This is a genomic window from Bradyrhizobium stylosanthis (genome assembly GCF_001641335.1).
Lineage (GTDB): Bacteria > Pseudomonadota > Alphaproteobacteria > Rhizobiales > Xanthobacteraceae > Bradyrhizobium > Bradyrhizobium stylosanthis.
Genome location: NZ_LVEM01000001.1, coordinates 1,626,550 through 1,648,157 on the forward strand (window position 1 = coordinate 1,626,550; position 21,608 = coordinate 1,648,157).

The window sequence follows — 21,608 nt, forward strand, 5'->3', positions numbered from 1 at the left end:
GTCGTGCAGCTCCGATGACCGGAGAGACGAAAAAACGGCAAGTCCGCATCGGCTTCCAGACATCGATCATCACGGTGTTCGTGGGCGTGGTGCTGCTCGTCGGCCTGACCCTGGTCTATCTCAGCTTCGAGCGCGTGACCGCTATCACGCGGACGGCGGCTTCCGGCTTCACCGAGAAGGTGGCGCAGCTCGGCGCCGACCATGTCGACGAGCAGTTCAAGAATGTCCGCGACAATCTCGACATCCTGGCCGGCCTGCCGGCGATCCAGGAAGCCGACATCGCGGACAATACGCGGCTGTATGGCCTGATGGCGGCGATGCTGCGCAACAACCCGCAGCTCTTCAACCTCTATGTCGGCTACGAGGACGGCTCGTTCATCGAGATGGACGTGATCGACCGCGCCAAGCCGGCGTTCAGGGCCGGCCTGAAGACCGATGAGGATGCCGCCTTTCGTCTTGTCGTGATCGCGCGCACGTCGGGCAGCGCGCCGGTGACGCAATATCTGTCGGAGAATCTCATCGCGGTCGCGGAGGTCCCCGGCCCCACCGGCTACGACCCGCGGCAGCGGCCCTGGTATGTCGAGGCGTTCAAGAACGACAAGACCCTGCTGACGGGCCCTTACGTGTTCTACGCCACGGGCGAGCCCGGCTACACGCTGCGGACGCCGCTGAAGGAAGGCCGCCGCGGCGTCGTCGCCGGCGACGTGCTGCTGAACCGGTTCGAGGACATGCTGGCGGAGCAGAAGCTCGGCCAATCGGGACAGGCCTTCCTGTTCAACGATGCCGAGCGCATCGTCGGCCATCCCTCGATGAGCCGCCTGATGGCGCAGATCCCGGAACGGCAGGACGACCTGCCGCAGCTCGGCGCGCTCGGCCTGCCCGCGGTGGTGCCGATCGTCCGTTCCTGGCGCAATGGCGGCCCGGCGCAGCAATTCTTCGACGACGACGCGGGCCGGACCTACATTGCGGCGGTGCATCGGCTCGAGACGACCGGGTCGGCCAATGTCCGGCTCGCGATCGTCGCGCCGCTCGACGAGTTCTACGCCCGGATCATCGGCGAGCGCCGCACGCTGTTCGCGCTGGCGCTGGCCTTCGTCGGCGCAACGCTGCCGTTCGCGTTCTGGCTGGGGTCGCGGATGGCGGAGCCGCTGCGCAGGCTGGCCGAAGAGACCGACGCGATCCAGCGCTTCGACATCGCCGAGCGCCCGCGCATCCGCTCTGTCATCGCCGAGATCGAGGAGCTCGGCCGCTCGGTCTTCACCATGCGCAGCGTCATCAGCAGCTTTGCGAGCTTCATCCCGCGCCCGATCGTGCGGCAGCTGATCGAGACCGGCTCCGCGCTGCGGCTTGGCGGCTCCCGGCGCGAGGTGACCGTGCTGTTCACGGATGTGGCCGACTTCACTGCCAAGACCGAACGCGCCGACCCGTCGCAGGTGATGATCTATACCTCGCGCTATTTCGCGGCGCTCTCGGATGTGATCATGCAGCACCACGGCACGGTCGACAAATATATCGGCGACGCCGTGATGGCGTTCTGGAATGCGCCCGCGGACGATCCCGACCATACCGCCAACGCCTGCCGCGCCGTGCTCGCATGCCTTGCCGCGAACCAGGCGCTCGACAAGGAATTTCGCCGCGAGGGCTGGCCGTCCTACGACACACGCTTCGGCCTGCATGTCGGCGATGCCGTGGTCGGCAATGTCGGCTCGAGCGACCGGATGAACTACACCGCGCTCGGCGCGACCGTGAACCTGGCTTCGCGCCTGGAGGGCCTCAACAAGAGCTACGGCACGAGCGTGCTGGTCAGCTCAGCCGTTCGTGCGCGCGTCGGCGATGCGTTCCTGTTTCGGAGCGTCGACAGCATCACGCCGAAGGGATTTGCCGAGCCGATCGAGGTCAGCGAGCTCCGCGGCGAAAAGGCCATGGCCAACGAGGCCGAGATTGCGATGTGCCGGCGCTGGGACCAGGTGTTTGCGTCGATCGCGCGGGACGGTACGGCCGAGGCCGCCCTGGTCCAGCTCTCCGGATTCCTGCACGACTATCCCAGCGACCCGATCGCGCTGTTTCATGCCCGGCGATTGCGGTCCTCGGCCGAGGGGGCCGCAGCATGAGCGTTCGCGCCATCGATCGCCGGCAATTGCTGCGCCGGGGCGTGGCGCTGGCGGCGACGTCAATGCTCGCGGCCCCGGCCATTGCGCAGGCCCGCACGAAACTCCGGCTCGGCTATCTCCATGTCGTCGCCGTGGATGGCCACATCTGGACCGGCCTCGACCGCGGCTCGTTCGACCGCGAGGGCATCGATTTCGAGCTGTACGAGTTCAGCACCGGCCCCGAAGTCTTCGAGGCCATGACGCGCGGGGAGCTCGACGTCGCCTCCGCGGGCGGCGTCATCTCCAATTACCTGGCGCTCGGCCGCGGCCGCGGTTTTCTCATCAACGACATCGAGGTCGCGACCGCGCAGCTCTGGGCCCGGCCGTCGCTCGGGGTGAGCAGGCTCGCCGATCTCCGGGGTAAGCGGATCGCGACGACCGCGAAGACCACGGCGCACATCTTCCTCGACCGCGCGCTGCGCGCCAACAACATCAGGCCATCCGAGGTGGAGATCGTCAGTTCGAGCATGCCCGATGCGGTCAAGGCGTTTATCGCCGGCGAGGTGGCGGCCGTCGCGCTCTGGGTGCCGTTCAACGTCGCCGTGCGCGAGGCGCTACCCGACGCGGTCAAGCTGGTGGATGCCTCAGCCTTCTATCCGCAATCCGCCGTGCTCGGCGGATGGGCGGCGCGGACGGATTACTATGCCGGAAACAAGGACGTGCTGAGCCGGATCATCCGCGGCTGGATCGAAGCGAACGATCATATGGTGCGCAACCCCGCCGCTGCGGCCGAAGCGCTCCAGGCCTATTACAAGCCGTCGCGTCCGGCCGATCTCACCGAGGCCTTCAGGGCGCAGAAGCTCTACTCCGCGCGCGAATGGCGTCGGCTCTATGCGGACGGAACCGTCGCGAAATGGCTGCAGCAGGTCAGCGATTTCTTCATGACCGACGCCGGCATCACTGACGCGCTGCGCGCGTCCGATTATTTCGATACCAAGCTTTACCTGGCAGCGGTCGGATAGCGATCGTCCGTGAACGCGACCGGCGTGCCCTTCGCAACGCGTGCGGCGACCCGCTCGGCGTCCCAATTGGTCAGGCGCACGCAGCCGTGGGATTCCGCCTTGGAGATCTTGTCGGGCGACGGCGTGCCGTGAATGCCGTAGCCGTCGGCGGAGAGGTTGATCCAGACCGTTCCAACCGGATTGTTTGGGCCGGGCTTGATGGTGAAGGGCTTCCGGGACTTGACGCCCTTGAAGCGATAAGCCGGGTTGTAGCGGTAGAACGGATTCTTGCTGATCTCGGTCACCTTGAGCGTGCCTGACGGTGACGGCTTCTCCGTGCTGCCGACGGTGGCCGGATAAAACCCGATCAGCGCGTTCGACTTGTCGAACAGCTTGACGGTCTGCCTGACCTTGTCGACCTCGACCCTGTCGGCCTTGGCTTGCGCCTCCTCGCCCGCGCTCGCGGTGTCGACGACGACGATGGTGTCGCCGGCGCGATCGAAACGCTGCCCGGGGTTCAGCGCGGCCAGAAGCCGCTCGCTCATGTGAAACTTCTCGGCCAAGGCCTCGCGCGGACTGGTGAAGCCGAGCTTCGGGATGTCCTTCATGTCCTCCATCTTCGCAGGCAGCTTGTTCAGGAACGGGCCCGCCACATCCTGTTCGGTGATGGTATAGGTCAGCGTCGCCGGCCGCCCGTCGGTCCGCAGCGCCTTCCAGACCTCCTCCGTCGGGGTGTCCGAACCCGGCAATTGCCGGGCTTCCGCATAGGCCCGCAGCGCCTTCCTGGCGTTCTCGCCGAACCTGCCGTCGATCTCGCCGGGCGAGAAATGGGCCCTGTCCAGCAGGACCTGCAGGCGCACGCCCGCCGGCGTCGGCTTGTCGTTCGAGAGGCTCTTCTTTGATACCTCCGCGGCATTGATGGCGTCCGCGGTCATCTCGGCAGCGAATGCCGGCGTTGCGGTCAGGGCAAGGACCAGGACGATGCAGATGTCCCGGGCACGGCCCGCCGACCACGCATTCATCACCGTTCGTCGGAACACGCCATCTTCCATGTGCCAGCTCCGGAATGGAGACATTCACTGGATTGGCAACTCGGCGCGACCGTGGAAGTTTCTTATCTTTCCCGGTCTGGTTGGCGAAGCGGCATCAATGTACCAACAAAAGATTGCGCGGAGCTCGGTAATCGCGCCGGGCCTGGGATAACGAATCTCCATCGATATTCGGCATCCGACCTCCGGAAGAATACGGTGGTCGTCGCCGAGCTTGCGTTCGATCAATTCCGTCTTGTCCGCCCCTGCCTAGTTTTCCTGAAAACCGGGAGGACGACCATGCTCATCCGGGTCAACACGGCGTCCCGACGTCCGATCGATGGACCCATGGCTGCCGTCGCCGGTCCGCGCGCGCTCTGCAGCGAGTTCAAATATCGCAGAGGCAGCGAGATCTTTGGCGAGGGCGAGCACGCGGAGTACATCTACCAGATCAGCTATGGAGCCGTGCGCACATACAAGTTGCTCGCAGACGGCCGACGCCAGATCAATTCGTTCCATCTGCCAGGTGACATGTTCGGATTTGAGAACAGCGAAACCCACCGCTTTACCGCAGAAGCCATCGTCGAAACACATGTTCGCATCATGAAGCGATGCAACCTTCTCGAGGCGATGCCGAGCGAGGCGGCCGGCTCGAAGAAGCTGATCGGCTTCGTCACCGAGAATCTTCAGCATGCCGAGAACCACATGTTGCTTCTGGGACGGAAGACTTCGCTGGAGAAAGTGGCGGCATTCCTGCTCGAAATGGACGGCAGGCTTGCGCATCCCGATGTCATGACCCTGCCGATGTCCCGCCGCGACATCGCAGACTACCTCGGGCTCACCCTGGAAACAGTCTCGCGCGCTCTCTCGATCCTGCGCGATGACAAAATCCTGCGATTTCACGGGACGACACAGCGGGAAGTCGAAATGCTCGACCGTGAGAAACTCGCGAAGCTCGACGCCTAAGTCGAGCAATCCACGTCAAGTCAACTCGGCCAGTCGGAGTTCATCGTCAAAAACAAGGGGAGGAATGGTGATGCTGATCAAAACGCTGACACTGTGTTCCCTCACCTATCTCGTTGGCATTGCCAGCGCGGTTGCGATTCACCAGAGCGATCCGTGGAGCTCAGCCGCAGGCCGGGGTGGCTCTCATCAGCGGCCGCCTCCCGCGGCGAAGGGCGACAGGCTGCCCCTCAAGCCGATCCGGGCTCCCGTCAGCGACAGCGCGCCCGTGCAACCGCCGGCAAGCAACGCTCCGAATCCGTGGACCGGAACGGCCTGCAACGCGCCTATCGACGTGCGCGGGCGGTGCTTTGCACGGATCGAGATGACCGATCAGGCGGCGTGAATCGTCTGCCGCGGGACCATCGGCAGCGAACACCGGCGACGTGTCACGGCGACGACGAGAAGCATGCAAACCTGTCCCGTTTTCGTCAGCGACATCGCCGCCTCCTCTCAAACGTTCAACCGTTGCGTCTCGAATTCTCCGGCGGCAGTGCCGACCAGTTCGCGGTACCTGTCCACATACTGCCGCGCCATTCGACGTGACGTGAAGCGATCCTCGAAGCGGGCACGCACCTTCCTTCGGTCCAGCTTGCCCAGTTCACCGACAGCCTCGACGGCCTGCGCCTCGTTCTCGACGATGAACCCGGTCAGGCCGTGCTCGATGACCTCGGGGACCGATCCGGAGCGATAGGCAATCACCGGGGTTCCGCATGCCATGGCCTCGATCATGACCAGCCCGAAAGGCTCCGGCCAATCGATCGGGAACAACAGGGCGGCGGCTCCAGCGAGGAAGGGTTGCTTCTTCACGTCGTCGACTTCGCCGACAAGCTGGATCGTCTCGCCGTCGATCTGCGGCTCCAGGTGTTTCTTGAAGTATGCGGTCTCGGCGCGCGGAATCTTCGCGGCGATGCGGAGCGGCATCCCGGCGGCGCGCGCAATGCGAATGGCGTCCTCCGGCCCCTTGTCCGCCGTGAGCCGGCCAAGAAAGGCGAGGTATGATCCCTCCCCTTGGACGGGGTGCAACAGGTTTGGCGGCAAACCGTGCTGGACCGTGCCGATCCACCTCGCATCAGGAAGCGGCAAGCGCTGGTGATCGGAAATCGACACGAAGCCGGCGTCAGCGAACTCTCGAACGACATCAGGCAGCCCAGGCAAGTCGAGCCGGCCGTGCATGGTCGTCAGGAACGGCACGCCAAGGCGACTGAGCAACGGCAGATGCAGCCAGTCGATGTGGGCGTGGATCACGTCGAAATCACCGGCCCGCTTCGCGATCGCCTCCATTAGCATCGCCAAGGCGGCGCTTGGATCCGCACCCTTCCGGCCAAGACGCAGTGCGCGGGGCCATACGGGATGGAGTTTCCCGGTGGTCCGCGAGTCGGCGCTCGCAAACAGCGTGACCTCGTGACCGAGTTCGACAAGCTCGTCCACCAGCCATGCCACCACCCGCTCGGTGCCGCCGTAGAGCTTCGGAGGAACACTTTCGGCGAGAGGGGCGAGCTGAGCGATGCGCATGGGAGCCTGCTACACCGCTGAACGGAGGATCAGCACGATGGCTGCGGACACGAGGTTCGAAATCGCCAGCAACGTCCAATCCGGCCTCGCGCTTGCGCTGGCCAGGCGGCACGCCAGGCTCTCAAGTATCCCTAGCATTCGTCATCGGAAAGCCGCTCGAGGTAGGCAAGCCCGAACGCTGCGAGTTCCTGGGCATCACCGTTACTCTCGCGCGCTTCCCGCCTTCCTTGCAGATGACGTTCGAGGAGGCAGCGACGGCCATCCGCGGCATCGACATCGCGATGCCGAGCGCGGTACACGCACCATGCGGTATCGACCGCTGTTCGTAGCGGACCCTCGTCGACCATGTTCCCAGCTCCGACGTGGAGATGTTCATGGGAGGCCAACTCGTCGCAGCGGCGGAAGTTTCCAGTATTTCCCGAAAGTCTAATCCTGCGCGCGAGGCGAGCGCGATCAGCACGCGCTCTCCTGGCGCGTGCAAATCAGACCGTGCGGCGCGCCGCCATCTCCGCCGCGAGCAGCAGTGCGGCGCGGCTGGCGCCGATCGAGGCGATGCCCTGGCCTGCGATGTCGTAGGCGGTGCCGTGCGCGGGCGTGCAGATCGGGAACGGGAAGCCGCCGAGCAAGGTCACGCCGCGATCGAAGCCCATCAGCTTCATCGCGATCTGGCCCTGATCGTGATACATAGTCAGCACCGCATCGAAGGCGCCGCTCTTGGCGCGCAGAAACACGGTGTCGGCGGGAAACGGCCCCTCCGCGGCCATGCCCTCGGCCTGCCCGGCCGCGACCACGGGCGCGATCACGTCGATCTCTTCGCGGCCGAAATTGCCGCCGTCGCCCGCATGCGGGTTCAATCCGGCGACCGCGATGCGCGGCCGCGCGAATCCGGCCTTGCGCATGCATTCATCGGTCAGCCTGAGCGCGCGATGGATGCGTTCGCCGGACAGTTTTGCCGCGACGTCCTTAAGCGGGATGTGCGAGGTGACCCGCGCGTTCCAGAGCCGGTCGAGCACGTTGAATTCGCTTGCGGGTGTCCTGAGCCCGACGACCTCCGCGGAAAACGCGATCTCGTCGTCATACTCGGCGCGGGCAAGCCGCATCGCCTGCTTGTTGAATGGCGTGAAGCAGACCGCATCGACGCGCCGGTCGCGGCCGAGCTCCAGCGCGTGCCGGTAGTTCGCCAGTGCGAATTTTCCGCCGGCAAGGGTTGCCGTCTTCGGAGTGACCTCTTTGGGATCGAGGTGACCGAGATCGACGAAGAGCGCTTCGTCCTTCGCCGCGCGCAGGTCGGCCCCCTGCTCCACCATGGTCAGCCCCGGCGTGACGCCCGCAACCCGCGCGCCTTGGTCGAAGATGCGGCGGTCGCCGATCACGACAAGGCGGCAGCCCGCGCGGATGTCGTCCTGCACCACCAGCTTCGCCGTCAGCTCCGGGCTGATGCCGGCGGGATCTCCCATCGCCAGTGCAACGAGCGGCTTTGCGGTCATATGATCACCTTCTCCTGAGCGGTCGTCTCATTGGCGGATGGCGCCGGCTTGCGCCCCAGGCGCGTGAGCTGCAACACGAGCGGCAACAGCAGCAGCGCGATGCCGCCCACGATCAGGCACGTCACCAGCTTGTTCGCGAAGAAGATGCCGAGGGAGCCCTTGGACAGCAGCATCGACTGCCGGAACGCATCCTCGGCCTTGTCGCCGATGACGATGGCGAGCACCAGCGGCGCCAGCGGATAGAACAGCTTCTTGAAGAGATAGCCGACGACGCCGAAGCCGAGCATCATGACGACGTCGAGATAGGAGTTCGAGACCGAATAGGCCCCGACGACGCAGATGATCACGATCAGCGGGGCGATGACGACGAAGGGGATCCGCATCAAGGCGGCAAAGACCGGAACGGTCAGCAGCACCAGGACGACGGCGACGATGTTGCCGACATACATCGAGGCGATCAGACCCCAGACGAAGTCCTTCTGGTCGACGAACAGCATCGGCCCGGGATTGAGACCCCAGATCATCAGGCCGCCCATCATGACTGCCGCGGTGGCCGAGCCGGGGATGCCGAGCGAGAGCATCGGCAGCAGTGCACTGGTGCCGGCGGCATGGTCGGCCGTCTCCGGCGAAATGATGCCTTCAACCTCGCCGGTGCCGAAATATCGGCCGCGGCGGGAGAAACGGCGGGCGATGCCGTAGCTCATGAAGGAGGCCGCGGTCGGGCCGCCCGGCGTGATCCCCATCCAGCAACCGATCGCCGCGCTGCGCAGCAGCGCAACGCTGTGGCGCGGCAGCCGGCCGACGGCACGGAACACTTCGCGCCAGTCGATCTTCGAGGAGACCGCGCGGGCATGAAACTCCTCCTCGACCGCAACCAGGAGCTCGCCGATGCCGAACAGGCCCATCACCGCCACGACAAAGTTCACGCCCTTCACCAGCTCGTCCACGCCCATGGTGAGGCGCACGCTGCCGGACACGGTGTCGATGCCGATGGCGGCGATGGCAAAGCCGATCGCGAGCGCCACGACCGTCTTGATCGGGGCCGCGCCTCCCATGCCGACGAAGCTCGCGAAGGCCAGGAAATAAACGGCAAAGTATTCCGGCGGGCCGAACGCCAGCGCGACCTGCGCCACCCAGGATGCGAGGAAGGTGATCAGGATGACGCCGATCAGCGCGCCGAATGCCGCCGAGCCGAAGGCGGTGGCGAGCGCCGTGGTCGGCCGGCCGTCGCGCGCCATGGGGTAGCCGTCGAAGGTGGTCGCGACGGAGGACGGCTCGCCCGGGATGTTGAACAGGATCGAGGTGACGGAGCCGCCGAACAGCGCGCCCCAATACATGCTGGAGAGCAGGATGATCGCCGACACCGGCTGCATGCCGAAGGTGAGCGGCAACAGCAGCGAGACCCCGTTCGGCGCGCCGAGGCCCGGCAACACGCCGACGAGGATGCCGAGCAACACGCCGATCGCCATCAGCAGCAGGTGCGGCACGGTCACCGCGATGGTGAAGCCGTGGAGGAGCTCCGAGAGATTGTCCATCGGCCTCCCCCTCAGAAGCCGAGCGCGGCGGCCAGCGCGCCGTGCGGCAGGCTGACCTGGAACATGCGCTCGAACACGACGTAAAGCGCCAGCGCCGTAGCCGCCGCCATGGCCAGCGCACGCGGCAGGGATTGATGCCTCGGGATCGCCAGCACGGCGAAGACGTACCCCGCCGAGGCCAGATACATGCCGAGCAGCGGGATCGCGGCGACGAAGATCGCGGCCGGCACGAACAGACCGGCCAGCCGGCGCAGCTCGAGCGGCGTGATCGCGATGGGCACGTTTGCCAGTGACGCCGCCGGCACAAGACCTCGCACCAGATTGTAGAGGCTGCCGAGCACGACGATGATCCCGGTCAGGAACGGAAACGTGCCGGCGTCCACGCCCGCGCTCGACCAGCCGATGCCGTTGTCGAGGCTCTGGACCACCACGGCCACGCCAAAACCGCCGGTGAGGATTGCGGTCGCAAGCTCGAGGGCGCGACGCGAGATCATCGAGGGCTCCGTTCGAGCTGCGGATCCAATATTAGCCGTCGTCCCGGCGAAGTTTGTGGCACGGCGGGCGCGATGCGGCTGGAAGCCGTGTCCAAATCTTCACGTTCGTTACACGAGCCCCTCACTTGACGAGCCAGCCCTGCTCGCCCGCGACCTGCCTGACGTGCTCGAGGTCCTCCTTGATGAACTTGTCGAACTCGGCACCGGTCAGGAACGTGTCCACCTGGGAGGTCTTCTCGATGTAGTCCTTCCACTCGGGCGTCGCCTGCACCTTCTTCATGAGGTCGACATAGAACGCGGCCTGCTCCGGCGTGACCTTGCCGGGCAGCCACACGGTGCGCGGCTGCTCGTATTGCTTGATGTCGAGCCCTTGCTCGACGCAGGTCGGAACATCGCTCCAGCCTTCGGTCGCGGTGACCTTCGGCCCCTGCGGCAACCGCTTCGGGCTGAACACGCAAAGCGGCCGCTGCGTGCCGCCGCGCCATTGCCCGATGCTTTCGCTGGGATTGTTGACGTGGGAGTCGAGATGGCCGCCGGCGAGCTGCACGGCGGTCTCGGCGCCGCTCTTGAAGGGGATGTAGGTCAGCTTGACCTTGCCGGCCTTCTCGATCATGCGGGTCAACACCTCGTCGGTGTCCTTGGACTGCGCGCCGCCCATCTTGAATTCGCCCGCTGCGGCCGCCTTCAGATAGTCGCCCGCATTCTTGTAGGGCGCGTCCTGCTTGACCCAGAGCAGGAACTCGTCCTGCGCCATCGCCGCGATCGGGGTGAGATCGGTGTAGTTGAAGGCGACCTTGGAGACGAGCGGCTGCTGCCAGGCGTTCGACGTGCCGAAGATCACCTTGTAGGGATCGCCGGCGGAGGCCTTGCCGTAGACATAGCCTTCGGCCCCGCTACCGCCGCCCTTGTTGACGACGACGATCGGCTGCTCCGTCAGCTTGTGTTTGGTGATGATGTTCTGCACCGCGCGCGCGAGATTGTCGGTGCCGCCGCCGGGACCGGCGGTGGCGACGAACTCGATCGGCTTTTGCGGCTGCCAGGCGGCGAGCGCCGGCATCGTGCCGGCGAGCACGGCTGCGGCCGCGGAGAACAGAAATATTGACGTCCGACCCATGATTTCCTCCAGCTGATTTTTGTCTTTGTTCTTGTCAGTCGTATCGGCATCCGGTCAGGCGACGCGCTCCTCGCGTATCCTGGCCGCCGAAACGATCGCGCCTTCTTTTTCGAGCGCTTCGATCTGCGTCTTGTCGAACCCGTACTCGGCCAGCACCTCGCGGGTATGCTCACCATAGACCGGCGCGCCTGCCGCCACTTTGCCTGGGGTCTCCGAAAACTTGACGGGAAGCCCTATCGTCTTCACCGGGCCGAGCGTGGAGTGCTCGACCTCGACCACCATCTCGCGCGCCAGCGTCTGGGGATCGCTGAGGGCCTCCAGCATGTCGTGCACGGGGCCGCAAGGCACGCCCTTCTCGTCCAGCGCCGCCAGCCAATGCGCCCGCGACCTGGTGCGGAAGCGCTCGCTGAGGACGGCCTCGAGCTCCTTCAAATTCGCCATGCGGTCGGACCCATTGACGAAGCGCGGATCGGCGGCGAGCTCGCTTGCGCCGAGTGCCTCCAGCATCAACAGCCAGTGCTTCTTGTTGGCGCCGCCGACCACGAGCCAGCCGTCCGAGGCTTCGAACGCCTGATACGGCGCGTTGAGCGGATGGGCCGAGCCCATCGCACGCGGCGCGGTGCCCGCGGCAAGCGCGATGGTCGACTGCCAATAGGTCTGCACCAGCGCGGCCTCGTAGAGCGAGGTCTCGACCCACTGCCCCTCGCCGGTCTTGAGGCGATGGGTGTAGGCGGCAAGGATGCCCATGCTCGCGAGCAGGCCGGCGGTGATGTCGGACAGCGGCGGGCCGCATTTGACCGGCGGGCCATCCGGGCGCTCGCCGGTGAAGCTCATGATGCCGCTCATGGCCTGCGCCACCAGGTCGAAGCCGCGTCGGTGCTTGTAGGGGCCGGTGCGGCCGAAGCCGGACAGCGAGCAGTAGATCAGTGATGGAAATTGCTTGTGCAGCTCCTCATAGCCGAACCCGAGGCGCTCCATGGCGCCCGGCGCGAAATTCTCGACCAGCACGTCGGCATCCGCGATCAGGCGTCGCAGCACCTGCTTGCCGCCCTCGGTCTTGAGGTCCAGCACGATGCCGCGCTTGTTGCGGTTCATCATCAGGAAGGACGCCGCCTCGTCGCCGATCTTCGGCGGCACCGAATGGCGGGTATCATCGCCGTTCGGCGATTTCTCGATCTTGATGACGTCGGCGCCCATGTCGGCGAGCATCAAGGTGCAGGTCGGCCCGGCCATCACATGGGTGAGATCGACGACCTTGAGGCCGGCCAGCGGTCCGGAACGGCGAGCAGCGGATTGCGAATGTTGCATCGGGGCGTCCTATTCGCCGCGCCATTGCGGCGCGCGCTTGTTGAGGAAAGCATCGAGCCCTTCGCGAAAATCCTGGCTCGTGTAGCACATCAGGATGAGGTCCTCGCCCTCGTCCTGCGTCAGCCGGCGTTGCAGGCGAGCCACCGCCTGCTTGGTCGCATTGAGCGTCAGCGGCGCGTGGCTGGCGAGCAGCCGGGCGACCTCGTCGGTACGCCGGTCGAGCGCTGCGAGGTCATCGACGACCTCGCCGAGCAGCCCGACGCTGACGGCCTCGGGGGCGTCGATCAGGCGCGCGGTGAAGATCAGGTCCTTGACGCGGGCGGCCCCGATCAGCGCGGTGAGACGGCTGACATTGGACATCGACAGGCAGTTGCCGAGCGTCCGGGCAATGGGAAACCCGATCTTCGCGCTTCTGGTGCCGATGCGGAGATCGCAGGCTGCGGCAATGCCCGCGCCACCGCCGGTGCAGAAACCGTTGATCGCAGCGATGGTCGGCACGCGGCACTGTTCGAGCATGGTGAGCACGCGATCGATCCGGTTCTCGTAATCGATCGCGTCCTGCGGCGTCTTGAATTCGCGGAACTGGTTGATGTCGGTGCCGGACGCAAAGGCCTTGTCGCCGGCCCCACGCAGCACCAGCACCTTGATCGAGGGATCGCGGTCCGCGTCCTCGCAGATCGCCGCGAGGCGCTCGTACATGGCGAAAGTGAAGGCGTTGCGGGCCTGCGGGCGGTTGAAAGTGATCCGCCCGATGCCGTCCTTGCATTCAAAAACGAGGTCGTCCGCCTCCGGAGCCAGATCCATTTCCTCATATCCTCTTGTTTTTTACATTTTTGAATGCAAAATTTGCGATTAGCAAGTCGGAACTTCCAGATTTCGACTGGTTACTTCGATTTTGCATTCAAACTGGAGCCTCAGCCCCATGCTTCATGAGGAGGTCGTCGGCCGTATCCGCGCCATCCTGCTCGACGGCGAGATCCCGCCGGGCGCGCGGATTCCCGAGCGCGAGCTGTGCGAGCGTCTCCAGATCTCGCGCACGCCTCTGCGCGAGGCGCTCAAGGTGCTCGCCGCCGAAGGCCTCGTGCAGCTCCTGCCCCATCGCGGCTCACGCGCGGCGAAGCTGACCGACAAGGACATGCGCGACCTGTTCGAGGTCTGCCAGGGACTCGAGGCCCTCGCCGGCGAGCTCGCCTGCGAGCGCATCAGCGACGCCGAGATCGGCGCCATCGCCACGGCACATGACGAGATGGTCCGGCATTATCGCGACGGCGATCTGATCCAGTACTATCGCGGCAACCGCGCCATTCACGAGGCCATCGTCAGTGCCGCCGGCAATCCCGCGCTGACCGGGGTCTACGCGTCCGTCACCGCGCGCATCCGTCGCGCGCGCTACGTCACGCCGATGACGCCGCAGCGCTGGGCGCTCGCCGTGAAGGAGCACGAGGCGATCCTCAACGCGCTGCAGCGGCGTGACGGCGCTGGTCTCTCCCACATCCTGCGTGCGCATCTGCGCCACAAGCGCGAGGAAGTCCTGCAGGCGGGTTTTGCCGAGACTGATGCAAGTGATCTCACGCTGCGGATCGCGTGAGATTTCCGTCGGGCGAATTTTGAGAACACAATCGCGACACAATCATTGATTGTTTCTTACCCGCGCAGCCATCAACGCAATCCGTTTCCTCTTGCGAGCTCGTCTGAACCAGCGCAGCATCGCGTCGGCTCATAGCCGCATGTCACGCACGAAAAATGGTGCGGATCAAAACACAAAATGGAGGAACGAATGCCACTCGATGTCTCGCGTCGATCCCTGCTCGCGCTTGGCGCAGGACTTGGTGCCAACGCCCTGCTCGGCAGCAGTGCGATGGCGCGCGCCCCCAAGCTCGGCACCCAGACTCCCTACTGGCATCGCTTCATTCTCGGCGATGCCGAAGTGACGGTCGTGTCCGACGGGCCGTTGCCGCTCGGCGATCCCTCCGGCACCTTCACCGGCGTCCCCAAGGAAGACGTGAAGAAGATGCTGTCGGACAACTTCCTGTCGCCCGACAACGTCGTGCTGGAGCAGAATTCCCCGATCGTGAACACCGGCGACAAATTGATCCTGTTCGACACCGGCATGGGCTCGTCCAAGCTGTTCGGCAACACCACGGGGCGGCAGCAGAAGAGCATGATGGAGGCCGGCATCAAGCCGGAGGACATCGATGCCGTGGTCTGCTCGCACGCGCATATCGACCATATCGGCGGCATCGTGGATGCCAACAACAAGCCGTTGTTCCCTAACGCGCAGATCTACATCTCCCAGACCGATTTCGATTTCTGGACCGACGAAGGCAAGCTGGGCAGCGCGGCCAAGGACTTCGTCGTGCATGCCCGCAAGAACCTGCTGCCGGTGCGCGATCGCATCGTCTTCTTCAAGGACGGCCAGGAATTCCTGCCCGGCGTGCAGGCGATCGCGGCGCCCGGCCATACCGTCGGCCACACCATCTTCATGGTCTCGTCGGCGGGCAAGTCGTTCGCCTTCCTCGGCGACCTCTCGCACCATTCGGTGCTGCTGCTGGAGCGGCCGCGGATGGAATTCTCCTACGACACCGACCCGAAACAGGCCGCGGAATCGCGCGTCAAACTGCTGACCATGCTCGCAGCCAACAAGACGCCGGTGATGTCCTATCACTTCGCCTGGCCGGGCTACGGCCATGTCGCCAAGGCCGGTGAAGGATTCCACTATTATCCCGAAGCGATGCAGATGACGCTGTAGGCGGCGACATCAAGCCCGGGTCGCACGCGTGCGGCCCGGGCCGATCCCCCGATCGCTTGCGCGAGCACAGGGACACGATCCCTGACCCACTCTCGCCGTGCGCGCGTCCGGAGCATTTTCCGGCAAGGCAGGCCCGTTCCAGGCAAGCGCCCGCCGCATTGCTCAGGTAAAACTCGCCTCGCATCATCGTCATCGACGCGAGAGCGCAACGTCCCATCGGCCTTGCCCCTCACGTTCGAAAAATGCGCAGGAGACTTGCCATGAAGATCGTCGTGATCGGCGGCAGCGGATTGATCGGGTCCAAGCTTGTGGCGAAGCTGAAGCAGCAGGGACACGAAGCGGTGGCGGCCTCGCCGAAGACAGGCGTGAACGCCGTCACCGGCGAAGGCCTCGCGGCCACGCTGGCGGGCGCGGACGTCGTGGTCGACGTTGCCAACGCGCCGTCCTGGGAGCCCGCCGCCGTGCTCGAATTCTTCCAGCAGTCGAGCAAGAACCTCGCGGCGACGGAGGCCGCAGCGGGCGTCAAGCATCACGTCGCGCTGTCGATCGTCGGCACCGATCGCTCACCCGACATCGCCTATTTCCGTGCCAAGCTCGCGCAGGAGATCATCGTCAAGGCATCGCCGGTGCCCTACTCGATCGTGCGCGCCACCCAGTTCTTCGAATTCCTCGGCGCCATTGCCGACATGGGCGTGGCCGACGGGCGGGTCGTGGTGCCATCGGCGGCGTTCCAGCCGATTGCGTCCGACGACGTGGCGACTTGCCTTGCGGAGGTCGCGACGGGACGGCCACTCAACGGCACCATCGATCTCGCCGGGCCTGAAAAGGCGCCCTTCAACGAGTTTGTTGCGCGCCGCCTGAAAGCGGCCGGCGACGGCCGCCAGGTCGTGGGCGACGCCAAGGCCGGATATTACGGTTCTCCGATCGTCGACACCTCGCTGGTCCCGCTCGGCGAGGCGCGGCTCGGGAAGACCCCGCTCGCGACATGGCTGGCGACGGTCTGAAGCCCCACAGCAATGAAGGACACATCATGCGCAGATTGTTGATCACGACGGCGGTCTACGCCGCATTCTTGCTGCCGGCCCAGGCCGCCGAGACGCCGCTGGCGGCGAAGTCGGCCAAGGTGACCGTGGTGTTCGACCAGGCGCTGCCGAACGTCCCGGGCAAGAGCATGAAGGGCGTGTTGGTCGAATATGGTCCCGGCGGCTTCACGCCGGCCCACACCCACGCGCACTCGGCATTCATCTATGCGACGGTGCTCGAGGGAGCGATCCGGAGCCAGGTCAATGACGGCCCCGCCAAGGTGTATCAGAAGGGCGAGAATTTCTCCGAGAAGCCCGGCGATCGCCATGCCGTCAGCTCCAATGCCAGCGACACCGAGCCCGCGAAGCTGCTTGCTGTATTCGTGGTGGACACGGCGGACACCGAGCTGACGACGCTGATCAAGTAGCGCGCGCTATTCCGCTAGCCGCGCCATGGCGATGTCAGGCGTCTGACGATCTTGCGATTGCGGATGCGTGCGCCGGACGATTGAGCCGGCGCAGCGCCGCGCCCGGGTCGAGCGCCCCTCAGCATCCCAGCCTGTCGGCGATACCGCCAAAGTCCTTGGCGACGATGTCCCAGTTGCCGGTCGCCTCGAAGTCCACCTTCTGCAGCGGGCCGTATTCGGTCGGACGCGCCACGAAGGCGGTCTTCAATCCGTTCTTCTGCGCGGCGGCGAGATCGCCGTTGTGGGCGGCGACCATCATCACCTCTTCCGGCTTGAGACACAGAAGACGCGCGGCGCCGAGATAGGTCTCGGCATCCGGTTTGTAGTGCTCGAACAGCTCGGCCGACATGATGAGGTCCCAGGGGAGCCCTGCGAACTTCGCCATGTTGGTGAGCAGCGCGACGTTGCCGTTCGACAGCGGCGAGATCACGAATTTGGTCTTGAGCCGGGTCAGGCCGGCGACGCTGTCGGGCCAAGGATTGAGGCGGTGCCAGCCCTTGGTGAGATGGTCGAGATCCGCGTCGGTCAGGCCCTTGATCGCGAACTTCTCGACCAGCTTCTCCAGCGAGCGGCGGTGCAGGTCGTCGAGCATGACATAGCCGCGCTCGGGGTGCTTGCGCACATCGTCCATGGAGGCGACATACATGCCGCGCCAACCGTCGACCAAAGCGGTCCAGTCGGCGCTGATGCCGCGGCCTTTCGCCCACCACATGAAGTCTGTGATCAGGCTGGTGCGCCAGTCCACGACCGTGCCGAACACGTCGAAGACGAGGGCTTTGACGGCGGAGAGATCGGACATGGGCGCTTCCTCTGTTGTTGTTTTGTCATTCCGGGGCCAAGGGACCGCGCAGGGCGCGGTCCGGAGAACCCGGAATCCAGAAGTTGTGGCGCGAGATTCCGGGTTCGCCGGACCGCGCCTTGCGCTGTCCCGCCGCCCCGGAATGACAGCGTGCGTCAGTCCAGATGGAACTTCGCGAGCTCGCGGTGCTCGGCCTTGATGTAACGCACGGTGCCGGTGACGGAGCGCATCACGACCGTCTCGGTCTCGATCACGCCGTCCTTGCGGAACTTCACGCCCGAGAGCAGCGAGCCCGTGGTGACGCCGGTGGCGGCGAACAGGCAGTCGCCGCGCGCCATGTCCTCGATGCCGTAGATCATCTTGGGATCGTTGACGCCCATCTTGGCGGCGCGCTCGACCTTCTCGCCGGAATCGAGGATCAGCCGGCACTGCATCTGGCCGCCGATGCAGCGCAGCGCCACGGCTGCGAGCACGCCTTCCGGCGCACCGCCGGTGCCGAGATACATGTCGACGCCGGTGTTGTCGGGGTCGGCGCAGTGGATCACGCCGGCGACGTCACCGTCGGTGATGAGACGCACGGCGGCGCCGGTCGAACGCACGCTCGAGATGATGTCGGCGTGGCGCGGACGGTCGAGCACGAGGACGGTGATGCCATCCGGCTTGACGCCCTTGGCCTTGGCGAGGCGGCGAACGTTGTCGGCCGGGCTCGCATCGAGCTCGACGACGCCCTTGTCGTAGCCGGGGCCGATCGCGAGCTTCTGCATGTAGACGTCGGGCGCGTGCAGCAGCGTGCCGCCATCGGCCATCGCCATGGTGGCGATCGAGCCCGGCATGTTCTTGGCGCACAGCGTGGTGCCTTCGAGCGGATCGACGGCGATGTCGACCTTGGGGCCGGCCTTGAGGCCGACCTGCTCGCCGATGTACAGCATCGGCGCCTCGTCGCGCTCGCCCTCGCCGATCACGATGGTGCCCTGGATCGGCAGCTTGTTGAGCTCACGCCGCATCGCGTCCACCGCGGCCTGGTCGGCCGCCTTCTCGTTGCCGTGCCCGCGCAGCCGCGCCGACGACACTGCCGCCCGTTCCGTCACCCGCACGATCTCCAGCGTGAGAATGCGCTCGAGCAAGGCGTGCGGGGGGACTTCAATATGGGTCGACATCGGCTAACTCCTTCGAAACGGTTCTGGGCGGGACTCTCCGCCCACATCAACTCGTAACACCCACAGTTCGTTCGAACCGTGTCAGTTCTTCTCAATCCTGATGACCTGCGGCCGTCCGCTGATCACCTTGTCCTTCTGCACGGCGGCCAGCGCGCGGCGCACCGCGTCCTCATGCGTCGCATAGGTGATCAGGATGACGGGCACGGGCACCGCCTTGCCGTCGGCCGACGCAGCACCGCCATTGGGATGACGCTGCACGATCGACTCGATCGAAATCTTCTGCTCCGCAAGCCGGGTCGCGATCGCAGCCGCAGTGCCCGGGAAATCGCGCGCCAAGAGGCGGATGTAGTAGCCGCCTTCATGCCGCTCCATCGGCGCCTTCTTGGTGTCGCGCAAGTGCGAGATCGGCCGGCCGAACGGATTGGCGCGAATGCCGCGCGCGACGTCGGCGATGTCGGCGACGACGGCGGAGGCCGTTGCAGCACCGCCAGCGCCTGGGCCGACCAGCGTGATCGGCGGAATGCCCTCGCCATCGATCGTGACCGCGTTGGTGACACCCATCACCTGCGCGATCGAGGAGGATTTTGGAACCATGGTCGGATGCACGCGCTGCTCGATGCCCTTGGCGGTGCGAACCGCAACGCCGAGCAGCTTGAGCCGGTAACCGAGATCGTCGGCCGCGCGCAGATCTTCCGGCGCGATGGAGGAGATACCTTCGACATACACCGCGCTTTGAGCAACTTTCGTGCCGAAGGCGAGGCTGGCGAGAATGGCGAGCTTTTGCGCGGTGTCGTGGCCGTCGACGTCGAAGGACGGATTGGCCTCGGCATAGCCGAGCCGCTGCGCATCCTTCAGGCACTCGGCGAACGACAGGCCCTCCTGCTCCATCCGCGTCAGGATGTAATTGCAGGTGCCGTTGAGGATGCCGTAGACGCGGTTGATGCCGGTTCCGGCAAGACCTTCGCGCAACGTCTTGATGACGGGAATGGCAGCGCCCACCGCTGCCTCGAAATTCAGCGCGCCGCCGTGCTTTTCGGCGGCCTTTGCCAGCTTGATGCCGTGCTTGGCGAGCAGCGCCTTGTTGGCGGTGACGACCGACTTGCCGGCAGTGAGCGCAGCTTCGACCGCGGAGAGCGCGGGATCGCCCGCGCCGCCCATCAACTCGACGAAGCAATCGACCTCGGGATGCGTGGCAAGAGCCAGCGGATCCTTGACCCATTCGACGCCGCGCAGATCGACGGCGCGCTTCTTGGCCTTCGAGCGCGCGGTGACAGCGACGACGCGAATGCTTCGGCCGCTGCGGCCCGCGAGCACGCGTCCCTGGGTTTCAATCAAACGGACGACTTCGGCACCCACGGTGCCAAGCCCCGCTATGCCCACTTTCAGGGGTGCGACCATGATGCTTTCAGAAAACCTGTCGAAGAGAAATCAGCGCCGATTGGCGAGCGGAACCACGTTGTGCAACGTTTCGATGCCGCTTTCAAGGAAGCGGCGCACGCCGCGCGCGGCCTGCCTGATCCGTTGCTCGTTTTCCACCATGGCGATGCGGACATATCCTTCACCATGCTCGCCGAAGCCGACGCCGGGCGACACCGCAACGCCGGATTTCTCCACCATCAGGGTCGCGAACTGCATGCTGCCGACGCTGCGGAAGGCTTCCGGCAGCGGCACCCAGGCGAACATCGAGGCCTCCGGCGGCGGAATCTCCCACCCCGCACGGCCGAACGATTCCACGAGCGCGTCGCGGCGCTTGCGGTAGGTGTCGCGCATTTCCTTGATGCAGTCGTCGGGACCGTTCAGCGCCGCGGTCGCGGCGACCTGCACCGGCGTGAAGGCGCCGTAATCGAGATAGGATTTGACGCGGGCGAGCGCTGCGATCACGCGCTCGTTGCCGACGGCAAAGCCCATGCGCCAGCCGGCCATCGAATAGGTCTTCGACATCGAGGTGAACTCGACCGTGACGTCCATCGCGCCGGGCACCTGGAGCACCGAGGGCGGCGGATTGCTCTCGTCGAAATAGACCTCGGCGTAAGCGAGATCGGACAGGATCAGGATCTCGTGCTTCTTCGCGAAGGCGACGAGGTCCTTGTAGAAGTCGAGGCTCGCGACATAGGCGGTCGGATTCGAGGGGTAGCAGACGACGAGCGCGAGGGGCTTGGGGATCGAATGCACGATCGCCCGCTCCACCGCCTCGAAGAATTGCGGCGTCGGCTCGGAGGGCACCGAGCGGATCACGCCGCCCGCCATCAAAAAGCCGAAGGCGTGAATCGGGTAGCTCGGGTTCGGACAGAGGATGACGTCGCCGGGCGCGGTGATCGCCTGCGCCACGTTGGCGAAGCCTTCCTTGGAGCCGAGCGTCGCCACCACCTGGGTGTCGGGGTTCAGCTTCACGCCGAAGCGGCGGGCGTAATAGGCGGCTTGGGCGCGGCGCAGGCCGGGGATGCCGCGGGAGGCCGAGTAACGGTCGGTGCGCGGCTTGCCAAGCGTCTCCTTCAGCTTCTCCAGCACATGCGGCGGCGCCGGCAGGTCCGGATTGCCCATGCCGAGATCGATGATGTCGGCCCCGGCGTTCCGCGCGGCCGCCTTGGCCCGGTTGACCTGCTCGAACACGTAAGGCGGAAGGCGGCGGATGCGGTAAAATTCTTCCATGGCTCTCTGGGCTCCGGGCAACCGGTCAGGACAGAATCGACTGGCCACGAGCGCCCATCACATAGGCACCCGCCCTCGCCGTAAAATGGCTCAACATCAAATACTTAGAGCAATTTCTGGCGGCAGCGGCTGAAGTCGTTCGCCCTGACTCTCGGCTGAACTCAGGTCTTTTAGCACGGCATGGCGGGGGC

Annotated in this window: 21 protein-coding genes; 8 read left to right on the forward strand and 13 right to left on the reverse strand. The window is 65.4% G+C overall.

The features are described from left to right. Positions 1 to 14 precede the first annotated feature (14 nt). Positions 15 to 2,111 (forward strand): adenylate/guanylate cyclase domain-containing protein, encoded by a 2,097-nt coding sequence (locus A7X65_RS07925; RefSeq protein WP_063683693.1) that lies wholly within the window; start codon positions 15 to 17, stop codon positions 2,109 to 2,111. Further along, positions 2,108 to 3,112: an ABC transporter substrate-binding protein gene (locus A7X65_RS07930; protein ID WP_063683694.1), complete on the forward strand. Its 1,005-nt coding sequence runs from the start codon at positions 2,108 to 2,110 to the stop codon at positions 3,110 to 3,112. Before A7X65_RS07925 ends, A7X65_RS07930 begins: the two co-directional genes overlap by 4 nt. On the opposite strand, the gene A7X65_RS07935 is transcribed toward A7X65_RS07930, so the two are convergent. Further along, entirely contained in the window at positions 3,091 to 4,143 is a 1,053-nt protein-coding gene (locus A7X65_RS07935) for a L,D-transpeptidase family protein (RefSeq protein WP_430642778.1), read from the reverse strand. The genes A7X65_RS07930 and A7X65_RS07935 overlap by 22 nt on opposite strands. 324 nt (positions 4,144 to 4,467) lie before the next feature. Between A7X65_RS07935 and A7X65_RS07940 the strand changes: the two genes are divergently transcribed. After that, a complete protein-coding gene (locus A7X65_RS07940; protein WP_245323423.1) occupies positions 4,468 to 5,085 on the forward strand; it encodes a helix-turn-helix domain-containing protein in 618 nt (205 codons plus the stop codon). Positions 5,086 to 5,155: 70 nt separating this feature from the next. After that, positions 5,156 to 5,467, forward strand: coding sequence for a hypothetical protein (locus A7X65_RS07945; RefSeq protein WP_156527695.1), 312 nt, complete (start codon positions 5,156 to 5,158; stop codon positions 5,465 to 5,467). A gap of 107 nt (positions 5,468 to 5,574) precedes the next feature. Here the strand turns inward: A7X65_RS07945 and A7X65_RS07950 are convergent, their stop codons facing one another. The 8 genes from A7X65_RS07950 to A7X65_RS07985 all read right to left on the reverse strand — a co-directional run bounded on the left by A7X65_RS07950 (position 5,575) and on the right by A7X65_RS07985 (position 13,378). Then, on the reverse strand, positions 5,575 to 6,636 hold the full coding sequence (locus tag A7X65_RS07950; protein ID WP_063683697.1) for a glycosyltransferase family 4 protein: 1,062 nt from the start codon (positions 6,634 to 6,636) through the stop codon (positions 5,575 to 5,577). A gap of 131 nt (positions 6,637 to 6,767) precedes the next feature. After that, positions 6,768 to 6,983: a hypothetical protein gene (locus A7X65_RS40480; protein ID WP_082884855.1), complete on the reverse strand. Its 216-nt coding sequence runs from the start codon at positions 6,981 to 6,983 to the stop codon at positions 6,768 to 6,770. A gap of 135 nt (positions 6,984 to 7,118) precedes the next feature. Further along, positions 7,119 to 8,123: a 4-hydroxythreonine-4-phosphate dehydrogenase PdxA gene (locus tag A7X65_RS07960; RefSeq protein WP_063683699.1), complete on the reverse strand. Its 1,005-nt coding sequence runs from the start codon at positions 8,121 to 8,123 to the stop codon at positions 7,119 to 7,121. Next, on the reverse strand, positions 8,120 to 9,658 hold the full coding sequence (locus A7X65_RS07965) for a tripartite tricarboxylate transporter permease (protein WP_063683700.1): 1,539 nt from the start codon (positions 9,656 to 9,658) through the stop codon (positions 8,120 to 8,122). Before A7X65_RS07965 ends, A7X65_RS07960 begins: the two co-directional genes overlap by 4 nt. A gap of 11 nt (positions 9,659 to 9,669) precedes the next feature. Continuing rightward, positions 9,670 to 10,152: a tripartite tricarboxylate transporter TctB family protein gene (locus A7X65_RS07970; protein WP_063683701.1), complete on the reverse strand. Its 483-nt coding sequence runs from the start codon at positions 10,150 to 10,152 to the stop codon at positions 9,670 to 9,672. Between the two features lie 121 nt (positions 10,153 to 10,273). After that, complete coding sequence (locus tag A7X65_RS07975; protein WP_063683702.1) at positions 10,274 to 11,266, reverse strand: Bug family tripartite tricarboxylate transporter substrate binding protein; 993 nt, start codon at positions 11,264 to 11,266, stop codon at positions 10,274 to 10,276. A gap of 54 nt (positions 11,267 to 11,320) precedes the next feature. Next, the gene (locus A7X65_RS07980; protein WP_063683703.1) at positions 11,321 to 12,574 is read right to left on the reverse strand and encodes a CaiB/BaiF CoA transferase family protein; all 1,254 of its coding nucleotides are present in this window, start codon (positions 12,572 to 12,574) and stop codon (positions 11,321 to 11,323) included. A gap of 9 nt (positions 12,575 to 12,583) precedes the next feature. Then, entirely contained in the window at positions 12,584 to 13,378 is a 795-nt protein-coding gene (locus A7X65_RS07985; RefSeq protein WP_063683704.1) for an enoyl-CoA hydratase/isomerase family protein, read from the reverse strand. Between the two features lie 118 nt (positions 13,379 to 13,496). Here A7X65_RS07985 and A7X65_RS07990 point away from each other — a divergent pair, with 118 nt between their 5' ends. The 4 genes from A7X65_RS07990 (at position 13,497) to A7X65_RS08005 (ending at position 16,773) form a co-directional block, all read left to right on the forward strand. Then, positions 13,497 to 14,162 (forward strand): GntR family transcriptional regulator, encoded by a 666-nt coding sequence (locus A7X65_RS07990; RefSeq protein ID WP_063683705.1) that lies wholly within the window; start codon positions 13,497 to 13,499, stop codon positions 14,160 to 14,162. A 189-nt stretch (positions 14,163 to 14,351) separates the two neighbouring features. Then, complete coding sequence (locus A7X65_RS07995; RefSeq protein ID WP_063683706.1) at positions 14,352 to 15,323, forward strand: MBL fold metallo-hydrolase; 972 nt, start codon at positions 14,352 to 14,354, stop codon at positions 15,321 to 15,323. Positions 15,324 to 15,583: 260 nt separating this feature from the next. Next, positions 15,584 to 16,327 (forward strand): SDR family oxidoreductase, encoded by a 744-nt coding sequence (locus A7X65_RS08000; protein WP_063683707.1) that lies wholly within the window; start codon positions 15,584 to 15,586, stop codon positions 16,325 to 16,327. 26 nt (positions 16,328 to 16,353) lie between these two features. Beyond that, complete coding sequence (locus tag A7X65_RS08005) at positions 16,354 to 16,773, forward strand: cupin domain-containing protein (RefSeq protein ID WP_063684866.1); 420 nt, start codon at positions 16,354 to 16,356, stop codon at positions 16,771 to 16,773. Between the two features lie 118 nt (positions 16,774 to 16,891). On the opposite strand, the gene A7X65_RS08010 is transcribed toward A7X65_RS08005, so the two are convergent. The 4 genes from A7X65_RS08010 to A7X65_RS08025 all read right to left on the reverse strand — a co-directional run bounded on the left by A7X65_RS08010 (position 16,892) and on the right by A7X65_RS08025 (position 21,417). Next, the gene (locus A7X65_RS08010; RefSeq protein ID WP_063683708.1) at positions 16,892 to 17,611 is read right to left on the reverse strand and encodes a haloacid dehalogenase type II; all 720 of its coding nucleotides are present in this window, start codon (positions 17,609 to 17,611) and stop codon (positions 16,892 to 16,894) included. A 155-nt stretch (positions 17,612 to 17,766) separates the two neighbouring features. Further along, positions 17,767 to 18,768: a class II fructose-bisphosphatase gene (gene glpX / locus A7X65_RS08015; RefSeq protein WP_063683709.1), complete on the reverse strand. Its 1,002-nt coding sequence runs from the start codon at positions 18,766 to 18,768 to the stop codon at positions 17,767 to 17,769. Positions 18,769 to 18,849: 81 nt separating this feature from the next. Next, positions 18,850 to 20,166, reverse strand: a complete 1,317-nt coding sequence (locus tag A7X65_RS08020; RefSeq protein WP_063683710.1) for a homoserine dehydrogenase — start codon at positions 20,164 to 20,166, stop codon at positions 18,850 to 18,852. A gap of 30 nt (positions 20,167 to 20,196) precedes the next feature. Next, on the reverse strand, positions 20,197 to 21,417 hold the full coding sequence (locus tag A7X65_RS08025; RefSeq protein WP_063683711.1) for an LL-diaminopimelate aminotransferase: 1,221 nt from the start codon (positions 21,415 to 21,417) through the stop codon (positions 20,197 to 20,199). Positions 21,418 to 21,608 lie beyond the last annotated feature (191 nt).

Excerpts from the sequence above, each read along its gene's own strand:
- A7X65_RS07945 (WP_156527695.1), top strand. The coding sequence starts at position 5,156 with ATGCTGATCAAAACGCTGACACTGTGTTCCCTCACCTATCTCGTTGGC.
- A7X65_RS07985 (WP_063683704.1), bottom strand. The coding sequence starts at position 13,378 with ATGGATCTGGCTCCGGAGGCGGACGACCTCGTTTTTGAATGCAAGGAC.
- A7X65_RS07970 (WP_063683701.1), bottom strand. The coding sequence starts at position 10,152 with ATGATCTCGCGTCGCGCCCTCGAGCTTGCGACCGCAATCCTCACCGGC.
- A7X65_RS08005 (WP_063684866.1), top strand. The coding sequence starts at position 16,354 with ATGCGCAGATTGTTGATCACGACGGCGGTCTACGCCGCATTCTTGCTG.
- A7X65_RS07965 (WP_063683700.1), bottom strand. The coding sequence starts at position 9,658 with ATGGACAATCTCTCGGAGCTCCTCCACGGCTTCACCATCGCGGTGACC.
- A7X65_RS07960 (WP_063683699.1), bottom strand. The coding sequence starts at position 8,123 with ATGACCGCAAAGCCGCTCGTTGCACTGGCGATGGGAGATCCCGCCGGC.
- glpX (WP_063683709.1), bottom strand. The coding sequence starts at position 18,768 with ATGTCGACCCATATTGAAGTCCCCCCGCACGCCTTGCTCGAGCGCATT.
- A7X65_RS07995 (WP_063683706.1), top strand. The coding sequence starts at position 14,352 with ATGCCACTCGATGTCTCGCGTCGATCCCTGCTCGCGCTTGGCGCAGGA.
- A7X65_RS08020 (WP_063683710.1), bottom strand. The coding sequence starts at position 20,166 with ATGGTCGCACCCCTGAAAGTGGGCATAGCGGGGCTTGGCACCGTGGGT.
- A7X65_RS07940 (WP_245323423.1), top strand. The coding sequence starts at position 4,468 with ATGGCTGCCGTCGCCGGTCCGCGCGCGCTCTGCAGCGAGTTCAAATAT.
- A7X65_RS08010 (WP_063683708.1), bottom strand. The coding sequence starts at position 17,611 with ATGTCCGATCTCTCCGCCGTCAAAGCCCTCGTCTTCGACGTGTTCGGC.
- A7X65_RS08000 (WP_063683707.1), top strand. The coding sequence starts at position 15,584 with ATGAAGATCGTCGTGATCGGCGGCAGCGGATTGATCGGGTCCAAGCTT.
- A7X65_RS07925 (WP_063683693.1), top strand. The coding sequence starts at position 15 with ATGACCGGAGAGACGAAAAAACGGCAAGTCCGCATCGGCTTCCAGACA.
- A7X65_RS07980 (WP_063683703.1), bottom strand. The coding sequence starts at position 12,574 with ATGCAACATTCGCAATCCGCTGCTCGCCGTTCCGGACCGCTGGCCGGC.
- A7X65_RS08025 (WP_063683711.1), bottom strand. The coding sequence starts at position 21,417 with ATGGAAGAATTTTACCGCATCCGCCGCCTTCCGCCTTACGTGTTCGAG.
- A7X65_RS07930 (WP_063683694.1), top strand. The coding sequence starts at position 2,108 with ATGAGCGTTCGCGCCATCGATCGCCGGCAATTGCTGCGCCGGGGCGTG.
- A7X65_RS07990 (WP_063683705.1), top strand. The coding sequence starts at position 13,497 with ATGCTTCATGAGGAGGTCGTCGGCCGTATCCGCGCCATCCTGCTCGAC.
- A7X65_RS07950 (WP_063683697.1), bottom strand. The coding sequence starts at position 6,636 with ATGCGCATCGCTCAGCTCGCCCCTCTCGCCGAAAGTGTTCCTCCGAAG.
- A7X65_RS07935 (WP_430642778.1), bottom strand. The coding sequence starts at position 4,143 with ATGGAAGATGGCGTGTTCCGACGAACGGTGATGAATGCGTGGTCGGCG.
- A7X65_RS07975 (WP_063683702.1), bottom strand. The coding sequence starts at position 11,266 with ATGGGTCGGACGTCAATATTTCTGTTCTCCGCGGCCGCAGCCGTGCTC.
- A7X65_RS40480 (WP_082884855.1), bottom strand. The coding sequence starts at position 6,983 with ATGGTCGACGAGGGTCCGCTACGAACAGCGGTCGATACCGCATGGTGC.